At 72.8% G+C, this 20,686-nt stretch carries 17 protein-coding genes and 1 pseudogene; 11 read left to right on the forward strand and 7 right to left on the reverse strand.

Translation table 11 applies throughout. The features are described 5' to 3' along the window. The first annotated feature begins 84 nt into the window (after positions 1-84). From ACZ5SK_RS08440 to ACZ5SK_RS08450, 3 genes and pseudogenes are all read left to right on the forward strand, one after another. Positions 85-1,944, forward strand: coding sequence for a thiamine pyrophosphate-requiring protein (locus ACZ5SK_RS08440; RefSeq protein ID WP_334578500.1), 1,860 nt, complete (start codon positions 85-87; stop codon positions 1,942-1,944). Then, positions 1,941-3,051, forward strand: a pseudogene (locus tag ACZ5SK_RS08445) (enolase C-terminal domain-like protein). Before ACZ5SK_RS08440 ends, ACZ5SK_RS08445 begins: the two are co-directional and overlap by 4 nt. A 70-nt stretch (positions 3,052-3,121) precedes the next feature. Continuing rightward, a complete protein-coding gene (locus ACZ5SK_RS08450) occupies positions 3,122-4,852 on the forward strand; it encodes a glycoside hydrolase family 15 protein (RefSeq protein WP_334581247.1) in 1,731 nt (576 codons plus the stop codon). Between the two features lie 38 nt (positions 4,853-4,890). Here the strand turns inward: ACZ5SK_RS08450 and ACZ5SK_RS08455 are convergent, their stop codons facing one another. Further along, complete coding sequence (locus ACZ5SK_RS08455) at positions 4,891-5,373, reverse strand: SRPBCC family protein (protein ID WP_334578502.1); 483 nt, start codon at positions 5,371-5,373, stop codon at positions 4,891-4,893. A 139-nt stretch (positions 5,374-5,512) separates the two neighbouring features. Beyond that, positions 5,513-6,379: a polysaccharide deacetylase family protein gene (locus tag ACZ5SK_RS08460; protein ID WP_334578503.1), complete on the reverse strand. Its 867-nt coding sequence runs from the start codon at positions 6,377-6,379 to the stop codon at positions 5,513-5,515. Positions 6,380-6,582: 203 nt separating this feature from the next. Between ACZ5SK_RS08460 and ACZ5SK_RS08465 the strand changes: the two genes are divergently transcribed. The 4 genes from ACZ5SK_RS08465 (at position 6,583) to ACZ5SK_RS08480 (ending at position 10,354) form a co-directional block, all read left to right on the forward strand. Next, a complete protein-coding gene (locus ACZ5SK_RS08465; RefSeq protein WP_361707554.1) occupies positions 6,583-7,695 on the forward strand; it encodes a sugar ABC transporter substrate-binding protein in 1,113 nt (370 codons plus the stop codon). A gap of 23 nt (positions 7,696-7,718) precedes the next feature. Then, positions 7,719-8,498 carry an ATP-binding cassette domain-containing protein gene (locus ACZ5SK_RS08470; RefSeq protein ID WP_334578505.1) on the forward strand — a complete coding sequence of 260 codons (780 nt, stop codon included), beginning with the start codon at positions 7,719-7,721 and terminating at the stop codon, positions 8,496-8,498. Further along, positions 8,495-9,730, forward strand: a complete 1,236-nt coding sequence (locus ACZ5SK_RS08475) for a sugar ABC transporter permease (protein ID WP_334578506.1) — start codon at positions 8,495-8,497, stop codon at positions 9,728-9,730. Before ACZ5SK_RS08470 ends, ACZ5SK_RS08475 begins: the two co-directional genes overlap by 4 nt. Positions 9,731-9,823: 93 nt before the next feature. Then, positions 9,824-10,354, forward strand: coding sequence for a hypothetical protein (locus ACZ5SK_RS08480; protein ID WP_334578507.1), 531 nt, complete (start codon positions 9,824-9,826; stop codon positions 10,352-10,354). Between the two features lie 62 nt (positions 10,355-10,416). Here ACZ5SK_RS08480 and ACZ5SK_RS08485 read toward each other — a convergent pair whose 3' ends face one another. Then, the gene (locus ACZ5SK_RS08485) at positions 10,417-11,436 is read right to left on the reverse strand and encodes an aldo/keto reductase (protein ID WP_334578508.1); all 1,020 of its coding nucleotides are present in this window, start codon (positions 11,434-11,436) and stop codon (positions 10,417-10,419) included. 120 nt (positions 11,437-11,556) lie between these two features. Between ACZ5SK_RS08485 and ACZ5SK_RS08490 the strand changes: the two genes are divergently transcribed. Next, positions 11,557-12,150, forward strand: coding sequence for a TetR/AcrR family transcriptional regulator (locus ACZ5SK_RS08490; RefSeq protein WP_334578509.1), 594 nt, complete (start codon positions 11,557-11,559; stop codon positions 12,148-12,150). 27 nt (positions 12,151-12,177) lie between these two features. Here the strand turns inward: ACZ5SK_RS08490 and ACZ5SK_RS08495 are convergent, their stop codons facing one another. Continuing rightward, complete coding sequence (locus tag ACZ5SK_RS08495) at positions 12,178-14,667, reverse strand: SpoIIE family protein phosphatase (protein WP_334578510.1); 2,490 nt, start codon at positions 14,665-14,667, stop codon at positions 12,178-12,180. Between the two features lie 324 nt (positions 14,668-14,991). Here ACZ5SK_RS08495 and ACZ5SK_RS08500 point away from each other — a divergent pair, with 324 nt between their 5' ends. The 3 genes from ACZ5SK_RS08500 (at position 14,992) to ACZ5SK_RS08510 (ending at position 17,292) form a co-directional block, all read left to right on the forward strand. Further along, positions 14,992-15,195 (forward strand): cold-shock protein, encoded by a 204-nt coding sequence (locus ACZ5SK_RS08500; RefSeq protein ID WP_079661011.1) that lies wholly within the window; start codon positions 14,992-14,994, stop codon positions 15,193-15,195. A gap of 196 nt (positions 15,196-15,391) precedes the next feature. Next, complete coding sequence (locus ACZ5SK_RS08505) at positions 15,392-16,897, forward strand: DEAD/DEAH box helicase (protein WP_334578511.1); 1,506 nt, start codon at positions 15,392-15,394, stop codon at positions 16,895-16,897. 80 nt (positions 16,898-16,977) lie between these two features. After that, a complete protein-coding gene (locus ACZ5SK_RS08510; RefSeq protein ID WP_079661013.1) occupies positions 16,978-17,292 on the forward strand; it encodes an SCO5918 family protein in 315 nt (104 codons plus the stop codon). Between the two features lie 65 nt (positions 17,293-17,357). Here the strand turns inward: ACZ5SK_RS08510 and ACZ5SK_RS08515 are convergent, their stop codons facing one another. The 3 genes from ACZ5SK_RS08515 to ACZ5SK_RS08525 all read right to left on the reverse strand — a co-directional run bounded on the left by ACZ5SK_RS08515 (position 17,358) and on the right by ACZ5SK_RS08525 (position 20,685). Next, the gene (locus ACZ5SK_RS08515; RefSeq protein WP_443041257.1) at positions 17,358-17,762 is read right to left on the reverse strand and encodes a winged helix-turn-helix transcriptional regulator; all 405 of its coding nucleotides are present in this window, start codon (positions 17,760-17,762) and stop codon (positions 17,358-17,360) included. A 20-nt stretch (positions 17,763-17,782) separates the two neighbouring features. Further along, positions 17,783-18,439, reverse strand: a complete 657-nt coding sequence (locus ACZ5SK_RS08520; RefSeq protein WP_319338181.1) for a response regulator transcription factor — start codon at positions 18,437-18,439, stop codon at positions 17,783-17,785. Positions 18,440-18,564: 125 nt separating this feature from the next. Continuing rightward, on the reverse strand, positions 18,565-20,685 hold the full coding sequence (locus ACZ5SK_RS08525) for a sensor histidine kinase (RefSeq protein ID WP_468575605.1): 2,121 nt from the start codon (positions 20,683-20,685) through the stop codon (positions 18,565-18,567). Position 20,686 lies beyond the last annotated feature (1 nt).

Consider the following 20,686-nt stretch of genomic DNA (forward strand, 5'->3'; position numbering starts at 1 on the left):
GCGCGCCCGCGCGCCCCTGGTGACCGCCTCGACCGCCCCGACCGACCAGAACGTCCCGACCGCAACCCGGAAAGGTCTTCGAACATGTCGCAGAAGGTCTCCGACCACATTCTCGAGCGCCTGCGCGAGTGGGGAGTGGAGCATGTCTTCGCCTACCCCGGCGACGGCATCAACGCCCTGCTCGCGGCCTGGGGCCGAGCCGACGACAACCCCCGGTTCATCCAGTCCCGCCACGAGGAGATGTCGGCCTTCGAAGCGGTCGGCTACGCCAAGTTCTCCGGCAAGGTCGGCGTGTGCGCCGCCACCTCCGGGCCCGGCGCCATCCACCTCCTCAACGGCCTGTACGACGCCAAGCTCGACCACGTGCCCGTCGTCGCGATCGTCGGGCAGACCAACCGCAGCGCCATGGGCGGCTCCTACCAGCAGGAGGTCGACCTGGTGAGCCTGTACAAGGACGTCGCCTCCGACTTCTGCGAGATGGTCACCGTCCCCGAGCAGCTGCCCAACGTGCTGGACCGGGCGATGCGCACCGCGATGGCCCGCCGCTCGGTCACGGCCGTGATCATCCCCGCCGACGTGCAGGAACTCGACTACTCGCCGCCCGGACACGCTTTCAAGATGGTCCCCTCCAGCCTCGGCATGCCGCACTATGCGCCCGTCCCGGCCGACGAGGACCTCACGCGCGCCGCCGAGGTCCTCAACGCGGGCGAGAAGGTCGCCGTCCTCGTCGGGCAGGGCGCCCGCGGGGCCCGTCAGGAGGTCATGGCGGTCGCCGACCGGCTCGGCGCCGGCGTGGCCAAGGCACTGCTCGGCAAGGACGCCCTGGACGACGACCTGCCGTACGTCACCGGCTCCATCGGCCTGCTGGGCACCCGGCCGTCGTACGAGCTGATGACCGGCTGCGACACCCTCCTCGTCATCGGCTCGTCCTTCCCCTACACCCAGTTCCTGCCGGAGTTCGGGCAGGCGCGGGCCGTGCAGATCGACATCGACCCGCACATGGTCGGCCTGCGCTACCCCTTCGAGGTCAACCTCGTCGGCGACGCCCGCGAGACACTGACCCGCCTGCTGCCGCTCCTCGACGCGGGGAAGGGCGGGTCGAAAGAGGGGGCGAAGGAGGGGGCGAAGGACAAGAGCTGGCGCAAGAAGATCGAGAAGGACACCGCCCGCTGGTGGGAGGTCATGCAGCGGCGCGCCGCCGTCGACGCCGACCCGGTCAACCCCGAGTACGTCGTCCACGCGCTGAACGACCTGCTGCCGGAGAACGCGATCCTGTCCTCCGACTCCGGCTCCGCCGCCAACTGGTACGCCCGGCACCTGAAGCTGCGCGGCGCCATGCGCGGCTCGCTGTCCGGCACGCTCGCCACCATGGGGCCCGGGGTGCCGTACGCGATCGGCGCCAAGTTCGCGCACGGCGACCGTCCCGCGATCGCCCTCGTCGGCGACGGGGCGATGCAGATGAACGGCATGGCCGAGCTGATCACCATCGCCAAGTACTACCGGGAGTGGGAGGACCCGCGGCTCGTCGTGGCGGTGCTGAACAACCAGGACCTCAACCAGGTCACCTGGGAGATGCGCGCCATGGAGGGCGCCCCGCAGTTCCTGCCCTCCCAGTCGATCCCCGACATCGCCTACGCCGACGTCGCCCGCCTGTTCGGACTCGACGGCATCCGGGTCGAGAAGCCCAACGACGTGGTCGGCGCCTGGGAGGCCGCGCTGGCCGCCGACCGGCCCTGCGTCCTGGACTTCGTGACCGACCCGGCCGTCCCGCCGATCCCGCCGCACGCCACCCTCGACCAGATCGAGGCCGCGACGACCTCCATCCTCAAGGGCGACAGCGACCGCGCGGACATGGTCCGCCAGGGCTTCAAGGCCAAGGTGCAGGAGTTCCTGCCCGGCCACCGCCACCGCACGGACCGGCCCGGCGCACAGGACGGCACATGAGCGACACCCCGGCCGTGGAACGGGTGGGCACCGCCGTCTTCACCGTTCCCACCGACGCCCCCGAGGCGGACGGCACCCTCGCCTGGGACAGCACCACCCTGGTCCTGGCGACCGTCGACTCGGCGGGCGTCACCGGCCTCGGCTACACCTACGCGCCCGCGGCGACGGCGCGCATCGTCGACGACCTGCTCGCAAGCGTCGTCACCGGCTCCCCCGCGCTCGACGTGCCGCGCATGAACGAGGCCATGCACCGCGCGGTCCGCAACGCCGGTCTGCCCGGCGTGGCCGCACAGGCCATCGCCGCCGTGGACATCGCGCTGTGGGACTGCAAGGCACGCCTGCTCGGCCTGCCCCCTCGTCCGCCTGCTGGGCGCGGCCCGCGACGAGGTGCCGGTCTACGGCAGCGGCGGCTTCACCACCTACGACGACGACCGGCAGGAACGGCAACTGCGCGGCTGGGCCGAGGAGGACGGCATCCCCCGCGTCAAGATCAAGATCGCGGAGTCGTGGGGAACCCGCGAGGACCGCGACCGGCGGCGCGTCGCCCGGGCCCGCGCCGTCATCGGCGACGACACCGAGCTGTACGTCGACGCCAACGGCGGCTACGGCGCCAAGCAGGCCGTGCGGGTGGGCCGGGCGCTCGCCGACGAGGGCGTGACCTGGTTCGAGGAGCCCGTCTCCTCCGACCAGCTGACCACCCTCGCCGCGATCCGCGCCCAGGTCCCCCAGGACGTGACGGCCGGCGAGTACGGCTACACCCTGCCCTACTTCGAGCACATGCTCGCCGCCGGAGCCGTGGACTGCCTCCAGGCCGACGCCACCCGCTGCGGCGGCCTCACCGTCTGGCTGCGCGCCGCCGCTCTCGCCCAGGCCCGCGGCCTGGAGATCTCCGGGCACTGCGCCCCGCACGCCCACGCGCACGCCGCCGCCGCGGTGCCCAACCTGCGCCACCTGGAGTGGTTCCACGACCACGTCCGCATCGAGCGCATCCTCTTCGACGGCGTCCTCACCCCCGACGGCGGCGCCCTCACCCCCGGCACCGACGGCACCCCCGGCCACGGCCTCACCCTCAACACCGAGCAGGCCCGGCCGTATCGGGTGGGGTGACGGCGGGGGGCCGCCGGCCACCCGGGGCGACTGAAACTGACAGCAGGAGGCAGTGACAGACGTGAAGTCCATGTCCTTCCCGCCGCATGCGCAGCATGATTACGCGCTGCTCGCCGACGGCGAGCGCGGCGCTCTCGTCGGGCCCGACGGGGCCGTGAACTGGCTGTGCGCCCCGACCTGGCACGACGACGCCGTCTTCGCCTCCCTGATCGGCGGCCGCGGCGGCTACGCCGTCACCCCGCGCGGCCGCTACGTCCCCGGCGGCTACTACGAGGAGGGCACGCTGATCTGGCGCAGCCGCTGGGTCACCACCGACGGCGTCGTCGAGTGCCGCGACGCGCTCGCCTTCCCCGGCGAGGCCAACCGGCTGATCCTGCTGCGACGGCTCAGCGCCGTCGACGCACCGGCCCGCGTCCGCGTCGTCCTCGACCCGCACGGCGACTACGGTCGCGCCCCGACATCCTCCCCGCACCGCGGTGAGGACGGCGTCTGGCACCTCACCTCGGGCCACCACCGGCTGCGCTGGCAGGGCGCCCGGGAAGCCACCGCCGACGCGGCGGGCCTGACCGCCGACCTGCTGCTCAGGCCCGGCGAGACCCGCGACCTCGTCCTGGAGTGCTCCGCCTCCCCGCTGCCCCGTCACCTCCCCCGGGCCGAGGAGGCATGGGCCGCGACCGAGCGGGCCTGGCGGGCGGCGGTACCCCCGCTGAAGGACACCATCGCCGTCGGCGACGCCCGGCGCGCGTACGCCGTGCTGCGGGGGCTGACCAGTCACGGCGGCGGCATGGTCGCCTCGGCCACCACCAGCCTTCCCGAACGCGCGGAAGCCGGCCGCAACTACGACTACCGCTACGTGTGGATCCGCGACCAGAGCTACGCCGGCCAGGCGGCGGCCGCCGCCGGCGCCCCCGACCTGCTCGACGCGGCGGTCCGGTTCGTCGGCGAGCGGCTCGTCGCCGACGGGACGCGCCTGGCCCCCGCCTACACCGTGCACGGCAACGCGGTGCCGGGGCAGCGGGAGCTGGACCTGCCCGGCTATCCCGGCGGCTTCAGCCGGGTCGGCAACCATGTCTCGGACCAGTTCCAGCTGGACTGCTTCGGGGAGGCGCTGCTGCTGTTCGCCGCCGCCGAGCGGGCGGACCGCCTGGACGCCGACGCCTGGAAGGCCGCGGAAGCGGCGGTACGCGCCATCGCCGAACGGTGGCGCGAGCCGGACGCCGGGATCTGGGAGCTGGACGCCCGGCAGTGGACCCACAGCCGCCTCACCTGCGTCGCCGGGCTGCGCGCCCTGGCCGCCGCGGCGCCCCGCCACCCCCTCGCCGACACCTGCGCCCGGCTCGCCGACACGCTGCTCGCCGCCGCGTCCGCCGACTGCGTGCACCCCGACGGCCACTGGCAGCGCGCCCCGGACGATCCGTCGGTCGACGCGGCCCTGCTGCTGCCTGCCGTCCGCGGCGCCCTGCCCGCCGACGATCCGCGCACCCGCGCCACCCTCGCCGCCTGCCGCGACCGGCTGGCCGAGGACCACTTCCTCTACCGCTTCCGCCATGACGAACGCCCCCTGGAAGAGGCCGAGGGAGCGTTCCTGCTGTGCGGGTTCGTCATGGCGCTGGCCGAACACCAGCAGGGCCGCGCGGTCGACGCCCACCGCTGGTTCGAACGCGGCCGCGGCGCCTGCGGGGCGTCCGGTCTGTACGCCGAGGAGTTCGACATCGCTCAGCGGCGACTGCGCGGCAACCTCCCGCAGGCCTTCGTCCACGCCCTGCTGCTGGAGACGGCCGCCGGCCTCACCCGGAGCTGACCCCCTCCGGCGTCAGCTCCGGGCTCCGGGCTCCGGTGTCAGAGGACGGGGCCGGGGCCGGGGTCGCCGGGCCGGATGCGTCCTCGCCAGGCGCCGGTCTCCCCGCCGCGCTGTTCGACGTAGTCCTTGAAGCGGTGCAGATCTCCCTTGACCCGGCGGTCGATCACGCCGAGCGCGTCCGCGCCCTTCTCGGCCATGCCGGTGGGCTCGACGTCCATCGTGAGCTCCACGCGGGTGTGGGTGTCGTCCAGCCGCTCGAACCGGACCGATCCCCGTTGCCGGGTGTCGCCCTCGACGACCCGCCAGGTGATCCGGTCGTCCGGCAGCTGGTCGACGATCTCGGTGTTGAACTCGCGCCGCACCCCGCCGATCTTGGTCGTCCAGTGGTTGTGCCGGTCGTCGAGCTGCCGCACCTCCTCGACGCCCTCCATGAACCTCGGGAACTCCTCGAACTGCGTCCACTGGTTGTAGGCGGTGTGGACGGGGACCTCGACGTCCACTGCTTCCTTCACCGTGCTCATCGTCTCCTCCTCACTGGCGGACGTTCCGCACGACGCCGGGTACCCGCACACGAAGGCATGAAGACCTGCATAGACCTGCATATCGGGCGTATCGCCCGACGTCCGGTCGGACGGGCGATCGCCGTGGGCTGGGGCAGCCCTAGAGGTAGTCCTCCAGGCGGGCGACGGTGAAGCCCTGTTCCTGTATGTGGCGCAGCATGTTCGCCGTCATCTCGGTCATCGTCGTGCCCTTGAGTTCGGACGGGCCGCGGAAGTGGGCGAGGATGATGTCGCCCGGGTGGAGCTTCTTGTCGCCGCGCTGGTACTGCATGTTCGTGATCTGCATGGACTCGCGCCACAGGACGATTTTCTCCATGCCGCAGGACGCCGCGGCGGCACGGGTGTCCTCGTTCCAGTTGCCATAGGGCGGGCGGAACAGCCGGGGCGCGGTGCCGTATTCGGCCTTCAGTTTCTTCTGCTGGCCGCAGATCTCCGCCTTCTGCGCGGACGCGCTCAGGGTGCGCATGTTCGGGTGGGTCAGCGTGTGGTTCTGTATGGGGTCGCCGAGGCCCTGAAGCGGCTTGAAGTAGCCGTAGTCCGCGCGGATGGCGGCGTCCGTCAGGAACATCGTGAAGGGGATCTTCAGTTCCCGCATCATCGTCACGAACTTCGGGTCCTTCTCGGCCCCGTCGTCGAACGTGAGGAAGACGATCTTCTCCTTGGTGGGTATGTCGCTGATCACCGGCACCCCGCTGCCGGCGGCCGCCTGCACCACCGGCTTGGTTTTGGGCGGGGCGGGCGGCGCCGCCAGCGGCTTGATCCCCCACTTGCGGTAGGCCGCCGCGGTGCCGGCCTGCGCGCCCGCGTCGCCGCGCGGGCGGGCGGACGGTGCGGCGGAGTGCCCGGTGGCGGAAGGCGAGGAGTCCTCGGAGGACGCCTTGGGCGTCGCGGCCGAGCAGCCCGCCGTGAGGACCGTCGTCGTGAGGAGGAGACAGGCCAGCGCCGCCCTCTTGATTCGCCTGTCCACCGCGTGCCACCCCGTGTTCGTCCGTGATCATCAGCCCGTTCCCCCTGCTTGACGGCGAACAGATGTCCGAGGTTCCACCCGGGACGAGGTGGCGAGGGCCGAGGCCGTGCCTGTACTGCGCCCGCCTTCGGTGGCTTGGCTACGCTGGACAGCAGACGTCCGATACGTTATGAAATCGGGCGAAATTTCTAAGGAACCGAAGAATGGGTCTCCGTGGCAGCGTTCCGGCTCTGACGGGCAGGTCCCTCACCCGTGCCGCCGTGGCGGTGTCGGTCGCCGCCGGTGTGGCGCTGGCCGGCGCCTGCGGCGGGGGCGGGTCGGGCGGCGGCGACAGTCCCACCGTCGGCCTGCTGCTCCCGGGCGGCGGGGCCTCGCGCTTCGGGCAGTTCGACAAGCCCCTGATCGAGCGGCGACTGAAGGAGCTGTGCCCGAACTGCCCGGCGGCGACCTTCGCGGCCACGCCCGACCCGGCGGTCCAGCGGCAGCAGCTCGAATCGATGATCACCAGGGGCGTGGACGTCCTGATCATCGCCGCCGTCGACCCCCAGCTGCTGCGCCCGTCGGTCGAGGCCGCGCACCGGGCCGGCATTCCGGTGGTCGCCTACGACCGGCTCGCGCAGGGGCCGATCTCCGGTTACGTCACCTTCGACGGGGCGAAGATCGGCAGGCTTCAGGGGGAGGCGCTGCTGAAGGGCATGGGCGCGAAGGCGCACGGCGGGCAGATCGTCATGATGAACGGCGCGACGACCGACCCCAACGCCGGCTGGTTCAAGCGGGGGGCGCTCTCCGTCCTCAAGGGCAAGGTGAAGATCGGCAAGTCGTACGACACCGTCGGCTGGCGGCCGGAGTACGCCTTCGTCAACATGAAGAGCGCCGTCGCCGCACTGGGCGCGGGCAACATCGACGGCGTCCTGGCCGCCAACGACAGCCTCGCCGGCGCCGTCGTCTCCGCCCTCAACGCCACCGAGGTCAGGCCGCTGCCACCGATCACCGGCCAGGACGCCGACCTCGTGGCCGTGCGGCGCATCGTCCGCGGCGACCAGTATATGACCGTCTACAAGCCGTTCAAGCCCGCCGCCGACGCCGCCGCCGAGATGGCCGTCGCCCTGGGGCGCGGCAAGTCGGTCGCGTCCATCGCCACCGGCACCGTCGACAACGCCACCACCAAGGACATTCCGGCGGTCCTGCTTCCGTCGGTGCCGGTGACGGCCGGCACCGTCAAGGACACTGTGGTGAAGGACGGTATGTACACGATCGAGCAGATCTGCACCCCGCAGCTCAGGGCCGCCTGCGCCAAGGCCGGACTCATCCCATGAGCCCCACCCGAGGAGGTGGCCCCGTGCCGGGTCAGCCGCTGCTGGCATTGCGCGGCGTGTCCAAGCGGTTCGCCGCCGTCCAGGCGCTGGTGGACGTCGAGCTGGAGATCGCGGCCGGGGAGGTGGTCGCCCTGATGGGCGACAACGCCGCCGGCAAGTCCACCCTGGTCAAGGTGATCTCGGGGGTCGGTCCCGCCGACCGGGGCGTCATCGAGTGGCAGGGCAGTCCCGTCCAGATCACCCGCCCGCAGGACGCCCAGGTCCTGGGCATCGCGACCGTCTACCAGGACCTCGCGATGTGCGGCAACCTCGACGTCGTCGCGAACCTCTTCCTCGGCCGGGAGATCCACCGGCTCGGCGTCCTCGACGAGGTGGAGATGGAGCGCCGCACCCGCGAGCTGCTGCACACCCTGTCCGTGCGCATACCCGACGTGCGGGCGCCGCTCGCCACGCTGTCCGGCGGCCAGCGGCAGGTCGTCGCGATCACCCGGCTGTTCCTCGGCTCGCCCCGCCTGCTCCTGCTCGACGAGCCCACCGCCTCCCTCGGCGTCGAACAGACCGGTCAGCTCCTCGACCTCATCGAGGAACTGCGCGACCAGGGCATCGGGGTGCTCCTCATCAGCCACAACATGGGGGACATCAAGGCCGTCGCCGACCGCGTCGCCGTGCTGCGCCTCGGCCGCAACAACGGTCAGTTCGACGTGAACACCACCTCTCAGGAGCAGATCATCGCCTCCATCACCGGAGCGGCCGACAACGCCGCCTCCCACCGCCCGACACGCCCGGAGGAAGCATGGCCATGAGGGGGAGGCGGACGGGGGCGCGCGCCGGCGGACGCCGGTGGGACGCCGGACGGCTCGGGGCGTACGCCGGTGCGGTGCGCCGCAGGCTGCCCGAAGGGGCGCTCGGCCCGGTCCCGGCCCTGCTCGCCCTCGCCGTGACCTGGATCGTCTTCCAGGGCCTCAACGACAACTTCCTCTCGCCGCGCAACCTGTCCGTCCTCAGCGTGGACATCGTCGGGACGGGCATGATCGCCGTCGGCATCGTCTTCGTGCTGCTGATCGGCGAGATCGACCTGTCGGTGGGCTCGCTCGCCGGCCTGGGCGGCGCCGTGTTCGCCTCGCTGAACGTGAACCTCGGGATGCCGGAATGGCTCGCCGTGATCATCGCGGTGCTCTGCGGTACGGCCGCGGGCGCCGTGCACGGGTTCTCCTTCGCCAGGATCGGCGTGCCCGCGTTCGTCGTCACGCTGGCCGGCCTGCTGGCCTGGAACGGCCTGATGCTGATCCTGCTGGGGACGGAGACCTCCATCAACTTCAGCGAGAACGGCCTGGTCGCCACGCTGACCAGCCGGTACTTCGGCGCGCCCGCGGTCACCTACGGCCTGGCGGCGCTCGCCACGGCCGCCTACCTCCTCGTCTCCTACCGGGAGCGCAGGCGTCGCGGCGCCGCCGGGATGCCGTACCGGCCGGTGGGCGAGATCTGGCCGCGGACGGCCCTCCTGGCGGTGACCGCGTTCGCCGCGGTCCATGTGCTGGACCGGTTCGAGGGCCTGCCCCTGGCGCTGCTGATCTTCCTCGGCGTCCTCGTCGTCTCGGACCTCTTCCTGCGCCGCACGCCCTACGGCCGGCAGGTCCTCGCGCTGGGCGGCGGCGAGGAGGCGGCCAGGCGGGCGGGCGTCGATGTGACGCGCGTACGGATCTGGGTGTTCATGGTGTCCGGGACGCTGGCGGCGGTCGGCGGCCTGTTCGTCGCGTCGCGGCTCACCTCGGCGAGCCAGGTCCCGGGCTCCGGCATGCTGCTGATCAACTCCATCGCCGCCGCCGTCATCGGCGGCACCAGCCTGTTCGGCGGCCGCGGCTCGACCTGGTCCGCGCTGCTGGGGGTGCTGATCATCCAGTCCATCGGCTCGGGCATGGCACTGCTGGGCGTGGACCCGCCGGTCCAGTTCATGATCACGGGCGGGGTGCTGTACACGGCGGTGGTCTTCGACGCCCTGGCCCGCCGCGCGGCGCAGACGCGCGGGCCGGACTGAGGGGGCTCGGCTCCCCGGACCGACGGTGCTCCCGGACCGAGGGTGCTCCCCGGACCGAGGGGTTCCATCGATCGCAGGGGGCACCATCCCCCCATGCCGGACTTGGGATTCCTCGTCGCCGCACTCACCGGGGCCACCGCGATCCTGGCGAGCTGGGTGGGCAACCGGGGCAGCACACGGGCCGCGAAGATCCAGGCCGAGACGGCTCGCGCCGCACAGCAGGCGGAGAACGTACGGGCGTCGCGCCGGTCCGCCTACGTCCAGGTCGTCCACAAGTCGCACCTCGTCGGCGACTCGTTCCTGGGCGTCCTGCCCGCGGTGGAACTGACGGACCCGGCAGCGCGCACGGCAGCGCTGCGCGAGGTCCTCCGTCAGCATCTTCGGCTCCACGCGGAGATGACCCTGGCCATCCACACGGCGAACCTGGAGGGCCCGGACGAGGTCTCCCTGGCGGCCGCCCGGCTGGAGGCAGCCTCCAAGGACGTCTACCTCGCCGTCGAAGCCATGGCGAAAGCCTCGGCCGTGTACAGCCCCGACTACGACACGACCTACCACGCCTTCTGGGACGCCTTGCGAGGTTTCATCGCGGCGGCCAGGGCCAGCATCCGCGACGCACGCCAGTGAGGGGGCGGGGACGCCCTGCCGGGAGCTGAGCTCGTCGGCGGCCCACCCGTGCGACGTCCCGGTCAGCGGCGGCGCAGGGCCGCCTCGAGCAGGGCGGGCGGGGTGTCGTACTTCTCGTGTGCGGCCAGGTCGGTGCCGGGGGCGACGATCGCGTCGATCGCGTCGAGGACGTCGGCGGAGAGCACCGTGTCGGCGGCGGCGAGCTGCGCGTGCAGGTGCTCCAGGGTGCGGGGGCCGATGAGCGCGCTGGTCACCGCGGGGTGCGCGGTGACGAAGCCGAGGGCGAGCTGGATCATCGTCAGGCCGGCCTCGTCGGCGACCTCGGCCAGCTGCTCCACGGCGTCCAGCCGGGCCCGGTTGGCAGGGAGTGCGGTGTCGAAGCGGTCCGGCATGAACGCCGAGCGGCTGGTGGTGACGGGCCGGTCCGCGCGGATCGCGCCGGACAGCCAGCCCGAGGCGAGCGGGCTCCACACCAGCACGCCGAGCCCGTACTCCTCGGTCACGGGCAACACATGGGTTTCGATGCCCCGCTGGAGGATCGAGTAGCTGGGCTGTTCGGTGACGTAACGGCCGAGGCGGTGCTCGCGGGCGGCCCACTGGGCCTGCACGATGCGGTGGGCGGGGAAGGTGGAGGAGCCGAAGTAGCGGATCTTTCCGGCGCGTTGGAGGTCGGTCAGGGCCGAGAGGGTCTCCTCGTCGGCGGTGCTCGGGTCCCAGCGGTGGATCTGGTAGAGGTCGACGTGGTCGACGCCGAGGCGGCGCAGGCTGTTGTCCAGCTCGGTGACCAGCCAGCGGCGCGAGCTGCCGCGGTGGTTGCGCTCGTCGCTCATCGGCAGGCCGGCCTTCGTGGCCAGCACGATGTCGTCGCGACGGCCGGCGATGGCCTTGCCGACCAGCTCCTCCGACTCGCCGCCGCTGTACATGTCGGCGGTGTCGATGAGGTTGATGCCGGCGTCGAGGGCGGCGTCGACGAGCGCGGTGGCCTCGTCCTGGCCGGTGCGCCCGATCGCGCCGAAGTTCATCGCGCCGAGCGCGAGGGCGCTGACCTGCACTCCGGTGCGGCCCAAGGTGCGGTACTGCATGGCTGTCTCTCCTGGCGTACTCGATAAACGGAACGTCGTCCCGTTTGACGATACGGAACACTGTCCCGGTTAGCAAGGCGGCTAAGGTTGTCCCGCTCGGCGGCGGAGGGAGTGACACGGATGAACGGCGGCGGCACGGGAACGGGGCAGGGGGCCCGGCCCAAGCGGGCGGACGCCCGGCGCAACGAGGAGAGCCTGCTCGACGCGGCCGCCACGGTGTTCGTCGCGTCGGGCGTGGAGGCGCCGGTGCGCGACATCGCGGCCGAGGCCGGCGTCGGGACGGCCACCATCTACCGGCACTTCCCCACCCGGGCGGACCTCATCATCGCCGTCTACCGGCACCAGGTTCAGGCGTGCGCCGAGGCCGGTCCGGCCCTGCTGGCGGAGGGCCCGACCCCGCACGCCGCGCTGGCACGCTGGATCGACCTGTTCGTCGACTTCCTCGTCACCAAGCACGGGCTCGCCGCCGTGCTCCAGTCCGACCAGGCCGGCTTCGAGACCCTGCACGCCTATTTCCTCGACCGCCTCGTCCCCGTGTGCGCCGAGTTGCTGGACGCCGCGACCGCCGCCGGCGAGATCCGCTCCGACATCCCCGCCGTCCCCGCCGTCCAGCTCATGCGCGGCGTCGGCAACCTCTGCATCGGCGCGGAGAACCCCCAGTACGACGCACGCCGACTGGTCGGACTCCTGATCGCGGGCCTGCGCCGGCCGTGAGCACAGCCCTCCCGGCCGTCGCAGCCGTCACGGTGCTCCGGAGGGCACGTCCTGTTCCGCCCAGATCGTCTTGCCCCTGGCGGTGGGCCGGGTTCCCCAGCGCTGGGTGAGCTGGGCGACCAGCAGCAGGCCCCGGCCGCCCTCGTCGTAGGTGCGGGCGCGGCGCATGTGGGGTGTGGTGCTGCTGGCGTCCGAGACCTCGCAGATGAGGCTTCTGTCGTGGATGAGACGGAGCTGGACGGGCGGCTCGGCGTGCCGGATGGCGTTGGTGACCAGCTCGCTGACGATCAGCTCGGTGACGAAGGCGGCGTCGGTCAGACCCCAGGTGTCCAGCTGTCCGACGGCGTTCTTGCGGACCTCGGCGACGGCGACGGGATCGGGGTCGACGTCCCAGACCGCGACCCGGGTGGAGTCCAGCGCCCGGGTGCGGGCGACGAGCAGGGCCACGTCGTCGGTGGGCCGGTGCGCGAGCGTGGCGCCGAGAACCGTGTCGCACAGCACGTCGAGGGAGGCCGCGGGGCGGGTGAGCGCCTGGCACAGCCGGGAGACGGCGTCGTCGACGTCCGTGTCCCGCGAGGCGATCAGGCCGTCGGTGTACAGGACGAGCAGGCTGTCCTCCGGCAGGTCGATCTCGGCCGCCTCGAAGGGGAGTCCGCCCAGGCCGAGCGGGGGCCCGCTCGGCAGGTCGAGCAGTTCGACGGTGCCGTCCGGGCTCACCACGACGGGCAGCGGGTGCCCGGCCCGGGCCAGCGTGCAGCGGCGCGAGACGGGGTCGTACACGGCGTACAGGCAGGTCGCGCCGACGCCGCCCGAGGAAAGCGGTATGCCGTTCCCGCCGCCCGTGGTCTCGGCCGCCCATTCGGAGCCATAGCCGTCGCCGCCCAGGCGGGCGACCAGGTCGTCGAGGTGGGTGAGCAGTTCGTCGGGCGGCAGATCGATGTCGGCGAGGGTGCGGACGGCCGTACGCAGCCGTCCCATGGTCGCGGCGGCGTGGATGCCATGGCCCACGACGTCGCCCACGACCAGCGCCACCCGCGCCCCGGACAGCGGGATCACGTCGAACCAGTCCCCGCCCACCCCGGCCCGGGCGCCGGCGGGCAGGTAGCGGGAGGCGACCTCCACCGCGACCTGCTCGGGCAGCCGCTGCGGCAGCAGGCTGCGCTGGAGGGTGACGGCCGTGCCCCGCTCCCGCGTGTACCGCCGGGCGTTCTCGATGCAGACGGCCGCCCGGGCGGCCAGTTCCTCGGCCAGCACGAGGTCGTCCCGCTGGAACACTTCGGGGTGCCGGTGCCGGACGAGGACGACGACGCCCAGGATGGATCCGCGCGCGGTCAGCGGCACGGTCATCACCGAGTGGAAGCCGAAGTCGTGGATCCGGGCGGCCCGCAGCGGATGCCGGTCGGCCCAGGCGACGACCTCGGGATCGGTCATCCGGTACAGCAGGGACCGCCCCGAGCGCACGCTCTCGGCCGGCGGGGACCCCTCCGGGTACTCGTCCGTCCCGCCCGGGGCGACAGCCGCCTCGGGAATCCCCGGCAGCACGGACTGGTGGGCGACGCGGCGCAGCACGAGGGAGCCGCCCGCCCCGGTGTCCGCGTACCCCGCCTCACCCGCGCCGTCGCCGTCGGCACCGCCGGCATCGCAGTCGAGGGAGGCCAGCAGGTCGACGCTGACGAAGTCGGCGAGGTCGGGGACCGCGACGTCCGCCAGCTCCTGGGCCGTCCGTGTCACGTCGAGGGTGGTGCCGATGCGCCTGCCCGCCTCGGCGATCAGTTGGAGGCGCTTACGGGCCCAGAACTGCTCGGTGATGTCGTGCGCGGTGAGACAGACCCCTCGGGTCCGGCCGCCCGCGTCCCTCAACGGCGCCACGACGACCGACCAGGCGTGCTCCCGGAGCTCACCGGCGGTCCGCAGATAGTTCTCGCGGTACTGCGGCCGGCCGGTCGCCAGCGCCTGGATCATGTCCTGCTCGGCCAGCTCGCCCGCCTCCATGTCCACGATCTCCGGCACGCGCAGCCCGCGCATGTCCCCCTCCGTGAGGGCGGTGGACTGTTCCATCTCGGCGTTGGCGCACCGCAGCCGCAGCCCGGTGTCGTACAGCGCCAGCGCACAGGACGGGGACTGGGTGAAGCTCCAGCTCACCAGGTCCTCGTCGGCCGGCTCCGGTTCGCGCCCGGTCAGCGGCGAGAGCACCAGCCACTCCCCGCCGCCGGACTCCGGGGACTGAGGCATCCTGTGGTGGGCCAGCACCCGGGCCCGTACGCGCCGCCCGTCCCGGTGCCTGAGGACGAGCTCCCCGTGCCACCTCGGCAGCTGAGCGAACGGCGGCAGCTCCGGTGCGGCGGGCGCCTCGGCGAGCAGGACGCCGGCCGGGCGGCCCAGAACGTCGCCCGCCCGGTATCCGAGCAGGGCTTCGGCACCGTCGTTCCACCCGGTGACGGCGCCGTGCTCGTCGACGGTGACGCGCGCGGTGAGCGCCTCGTCGACGACGTCCCGGACAGGGCCCGTCTCCTGCATGACCGCTCATCTCGCTCTCGTCGAGCTCTCCACCTCACCGAGGCACAGGTATGTGTGCATCTACCCACTTTCAACCTTATTCCGCCGGGCCGACAGCCGGAGACCTGGGAGTGACACTCGCAACAGAGCCCGGCTGATCAGTTCTCGCGAACTGGCAAGAAGCACGAAATCGACGACGCCCGCGCTGAATATTCCCGGAACGGGAGATCACGCAGAATTATTTTTCCGGGCCGCCCGATCACGGCGTGCTACTGTCGACGCAGTTGCAGTTGTGGTTGCCTAGAGGTTTTCCGACGGGTGAGCACCGACCCGAAGGAGATACACATGGCTACCGGTACCGTGAAGTGGTTCAACGCGGAAAAGGGCTTCGGCTTCATCGAGCAGGACGGCGGCGGCCCCGACGTCTTCGCCCACTACTCGAACATCGCCGCCCAGGGCTTCCGCGAGCTCCAGGAAGGCCAGAAGGTGTCGTTCGACATCGCGCAGGGCCAGAAGGGCCCGACGGCCGAGAACATCGTCAACGCCTGATCATCGGCGCAGACGCGTACTTCGCAGCTGGGGCCCGCACCTTGGGGTGCGGGCCCCAGCTCGCTTCGTTTTCTCTCCCTCTCATCGCAGTCACCACTGTCGATACTCCGTTTCCGGCTCGTTCTCGCGATTCTCTGCGCCGTTCTTCCAGCTGCGGGAATTCCTTGTCACGCGCCCGCAACAAGGAAGGTTCTGCATGAATCGTGCACGAAATAACCGCACATACGACCGTTTCGCGAGTTCGACGGGCAGCCGTTACGGAGGCAGCGCCTCGCGCCGCCCCTCCGGTCACGGACGCCGCCCGGCCGCACTCCAGGGTGAATTCGCGCCGCCGAAGACCATCACCCCCGCACTGCCCGCCGTCGAGGCGTTCGCCGACCTCGGACTGCCCGCGCCGCTGCTGGCCGCGCTGGGCCACGAGGGCGTGAGCGTGCCGTTCCCCATCCAGGCGGCGACCCTGCCGAACTCCCTGGCCGGCCGTGACGTCCTCGGCCGTGGCCGCACCGGTTCGGGCAAGACCCTCGCCTTCGGCCTCGCCGTCCTGGCCCGCACCGAGGGACGGCGCGCCGAGCCCCGCCAGCCGCTCGCCCTCATCCTCGTCCCGACCCGCGAGCTCGCCCAGCAGGTCACCGACGCGCTCACCCCGTACGCCCGCTCCCTGCGGCTGCGACTGGCGACCGTCGTCGGCGGCATGTCGCTCGGCCGGCAGGCCGGCGCCCTGCGCAGCGGCGCCGAGGTCGTCGTCGCCACGCCCGGCCGTCTGAAGGACCTCATCGACCGCGGCGACTGCCGGCTGAGCGACGTCGCCATCACCGTCCTCGACGAGGCCGACCAGATGGCCGACATGGGCTTCATGCCCCAGGTCACCGAACTGCTCGACCAGGTGCGCACCGACGGCCAGCGGATGCTGTTCTCCGCGACCCTCGACCGCAACGTCGACCTGCTCGTCCGCCGCTACCTCAGCGACCCGGTCGTGCACTCCGTCGACCCGTCCGCGGGCGCGGTCACCACGATGGAGCACCATGTGCTCCACGTCCACGACACCGACAAGCACCGCACGACCACCGAGATCGCGGCACGCGACGGCCGGGTGCTGATGTTCCTGGACACCAAGCACGCGGTGGACCGGCTGACCGAGCACCTGCTCAACAGCGGCGTGCGCGCCGCGGCCCTGCACGGCGGCAAGTCCCAGCCGCAGCGCACCCGGACCCTCGCCCAGTTCAAGACCGGCCATGTGACGGTGCTGGTGGCGACCAACGTCGCGGCCCGCGGCATCCACGTCGACAACCTCGACCTCGTCGTCAACGTCGACCCGCCCAGCGACCACAAGGACTACCTGCACCGCGGCGGCCGTACCGCCCGCGCCGGCGAGTCCGGCAGCGTGGTCACCCTGGTGACCCCCGGCCAGCGGCGCGGCATGAGCCGGCTGATGGCCACGGCCGGCATCTCCCCGCAGATCACCCCGATCCGTTCGGGCGAGGCGGAACTGAGCCGTATCACCGGCGCCCAGGCCCCGTCCGGCATCCCGGTCGTCATCACCGCGCCGCCCGCCGAGAAGCGTCCGCGGCGCGCGGGGGCGTCCTACTCGTCCCGGGGCAGCCGTGGCCGCGGCGGCCAGGGCGGCCGGACCTCGGCGGAGGCGGGCACGGGCCGACGCAGGTCGGCACCGCGCCAGCGCCCCGCCGCCGACCCGGCGGCCTGACCCCGCCCGTTCCCTTCTCCGCTCGCCCTTTCCCCCGGGCCGCCCGCTCCCCCGTCCCCTTCTCCTCCCTGGGAGGCATCATGCGCTGTGTCATCGCCCGTTACCCGTTCGATCTGACCAGGGACGGGGTGCTGGACTCGATGAAGGGCATCCCGCCCGAGCCGATCACCGGCGAGTCCGTGACCATCGGCCGCCGCCGCTACCCCGTGAAGCAGGTGGGCGAGGTCATCACCCGGCAGGACCGCCGCGACTTCACCGGCGGCGAGGTCGTCCGGGCCATGACCCGCCTCGGCTTCACCTGCCACGACCACCCCGAAGCGGTGCCGCAGTACGCGCTCACGCCGCTCCAGACCGCCTCGGAACTCCTCGGCAGCCCCGGCCCCCAGAGCGCGTGAGCTCCGGCCGGGCATGAGTCCCGGTCGGGGGCATGAGTCCCGGCCGGGCGTGGACCCGGTAGGGGTCACGACTTCGCGGAGTCGTACTCCTCGCGGGCCCGCTGGATCGCCGTCATCCGCCGCTCCGCCCACAGCGCGACGCTGCGGACCTGGTCGGCCGCCTCACGGCCGAGGTCGGTGAGGGAGTAGTCCACGCGGGGCGGGATGACCGGCTTGGCGTCCCGGTGGACCAGCCCGTCGCGCTCAAGGGTCTGCAGGGTCTGCGTCAGCATCTTCTCGCTGACCCTGCCGATCTCCCGGCGCAGTTCGCCGAAGCGGTACGAGCGCTCCAGCAGCGCGATCAGGACCAGGGTGCCCCAGCGGCTGGTGACGTGCTCCATGACCAGACGCTGCGGGCACATCCCGCCGCCGTCGGCGTTCGCGTCGGCGTCGCGCACACGGTCCGCCAGTGACGTCTCCCTCGCTCCCATGCCCATACCGTACGTCGAGGTCAGTGCAGCGGCTTCGGTCGGGCCAGGCCGGTGTCGTACGCGAGGATCGTGGCCTGGACGCGGTCACGGACGCCGAGCTTGGTCAGCAGGGCGTTGACGTGGGTCTTGACGGTGCCTGTGGCGACACCGAGGCGGTCGGCGATCTCGGCGTTGGCGAGTCCGGCGGCGACGAGCGAGAGGACCTCGCGCTCGCGCGGGGTCAGGGCGTCGAGCAGATCGGCGGTGGCGGCCGGCGGGGCGGGGGCGTCACCGGCGAACACGTCGATCAGACGGCGGGTGACCGCTGGGGCCAGCATCGCCTCGCCCGCGGCGACGACCCGGATGCCGGTGAGGAGTTCGGCGGGCAGGGCGTCTTTCAGCAGGAAGCCGGAGGCGCCGGCGCGCAGGGCCTCGTAGACGTACGAGTCGAGGTCGAACGTGGTCAGCACCAGCACCCGGGGCGGTCGCTCGGACCGCGTCAGGAGACCCGTCGCGGTGAGGCCGTCCATGTCGGGCATGCGGATGTCCATCAGGACGACGTCCGGGGCGAGCCGTCCCGCGAGCACCACCGCCGACGCGCCGTCACCGGCCTCCCCGACGACCGTCAGATCCGGCTCGGCGTCGACGATGGCCGCGAACCCGGCACGGACGACCGGCTGATCGTCGACGACGAGCACGCGAACAGGAGCATCGGCGCCTTCGGAGCCGCCGAAACCTTCGACGTCTTCGAGCTCTTCGACGGCTTCGGTGACTTCGGTGCCATGGGGACCGTGGGGGGAGTCGGGGCGCACAGTAAGCCACCCTAACGGCGGCCGACGGGATGACCCTCCTGGCCTGCGCCGATCGCGTCCTCGCGGGGGTCCCCCGCCGGGGTGCCGTCGCGGAGGCTGCCGAGGAGTTCGCGCATCGCCGCCAGCGCCTCCCGGGCCGCCGGGGCCACCTCTTCGAGACGCCCCTCCTCGGCGACCCGGACCACGTCGGCGGCCCGGTCCAGGACCGCGGAACGCAACCCGGCGGCGACGCGCTGCCGTTCGGCGTGCGCGGCGGCGACCGCGTCGTGGACGGCCTGCCCCAGCTCGGAGTCCTCGCGCCCGGTGACCGTCGTGCGCCGGGACCGTACGGCGAAGCCCGCCAGCCAGGCGGCGCCCAGCGGCGGCAGCAGGAGCAGCGCCAGGGCAAACACGCCGACGCCGATCGCCAGGGGCCCGGCGGGGCGGCCGTCGAGGATCCCGTCCCGTGCCGCAGCCGCCACGGCCGCACCGCCCAGCGACCCGGCGGCCGACGGCACCGAGACCCAACTCGCCCACGCCGTACCGCCGTTGGCGCCCACGGCGTACACCCCGGCCAGCAGTGCGCAGCCACCCGCGACCAGGACCCAGACCGGATCCGCGGCGCCGGGCAGCCACGGCCACCCCCAGACGCCCGCGCCCACCACGGCCAGCGCCGCCCAGGGCATCCGCCGCCGCCACAGCAGCGGCAGCACCTGGACGAGCAGCAGCGCGCCCAGCGACAGCCGGGCCCCCGCGTCGCGGGACTCGCCGAACAGCAGCGCCGCCGGGACGGCGAGCACCGCGAGCAGCGCGGCATGTTCAGCGAACCGCCAGTCGACGCCCACGAGGCCGAAGACTCGCGTGCCGCCGGAGTGCGCCGGGTGGGCGGGAAGCTCGGCCCGTACCGACCAGCCGCCGGCCGGACCGGGCCGCGGCCCTGCCGTCATCGTGCCGCCGACGGCCGCGGCGCGCTCCTTCATCCCGGCCGTCCCCCGCCCGGACCCGAGCCCACGCCCGATGTCCGGACTCCCCGGGACCCCCGAACTCGCAGCAGAATGCGCTTCGTTGACGATGGTCAGGGTCAGCCGTCCGTCGTGCGGGTCCCGCACCTCCACGCGGACGGGCGCTCCCGGGGCGTACCGCAGCGCGTTGGTGAGCGCCTCCCGGGCGATGCCGAACACGGCGTCGGCCACCGCCTGCCCGACCTCGGCCCCGGCCTCGACGTCCACCGCGACCTCGACGGGCTGGCCCAGCCGCACGAAGCCGGCCGCCAGTTCCCCGAGCCGCTCCCCGAGCAGAACGTGACCGCCGTCGTCGTCGTCCTCCTCGGCGGTGCGCAGGGTGTCGACCAGCCGATGCAGGGTGTCCAGGGTCTCGCGGCCGGTGCGGGCGGCGAACTCCAGGGCCTCGGCGGCGAGTTCGGGTCGACTGCCGGCGAGGTGTCCGGCCGCGTTCGCGGTGACGACGACCGAGGTGAGGTGGTGGGCGCTGACATCGTGCAACTCCCGGGCGAGTCTGCGCCGTTCGGCCGTCGCCGCCTCCCGCCGCTCGGCCCGCGCCCGCTCCAGCCGACGGGCCGCCTGCGCCCGCGAGGCCAGCCATCGGGCACGCCCCCGGCCGAGTCCGGCGCCGACCAGGCAGACGGCGGCGGTCAGGACCTGGTCGGCTCGGTGCGCGAGCCCCACCCCGTCCGCCGCGAGGCTCACCAGGACCTCGAACCCGACCAGGACGCCGACGGCCCGTAGCGTCACCGGCAGGGTGGTGCGGGCCGCGACCGAGTACACGGCGACGGCCTCGCCCACGAGGGCGTACACCACGACCGCGTCGGCGGGCACGACGAGCCGGCCGAGTTCGGCCACGACGACGACCCCGGCGAGCGCGATCAGCGGCGCCCGCCGCCGCAGGGCCAGCGCGCCGGTGACGGCCGTCCCCGCCGCCACGGCCACCGTCACGTCGGCGACGACGACCTGATGGCCGTCCCACTCCACCGCGCCGGGCCAGACGAGCAGTTGCCCGGCCATGACGGCCAGCGGCAGCAGCCAGTTCCGTACGCTCTCCACGAGGACAGGAGCATAGGCGGGCGCCCGCAGCCGCACGTCGTCCGCCGGACGCACCCCGCGCCCACCCGTCTCTACCTTCCGATAGAGCGTCACG

It is taken from the genome of Streptomyces sp. NPDC031474, from assembly GCF_055581185.1.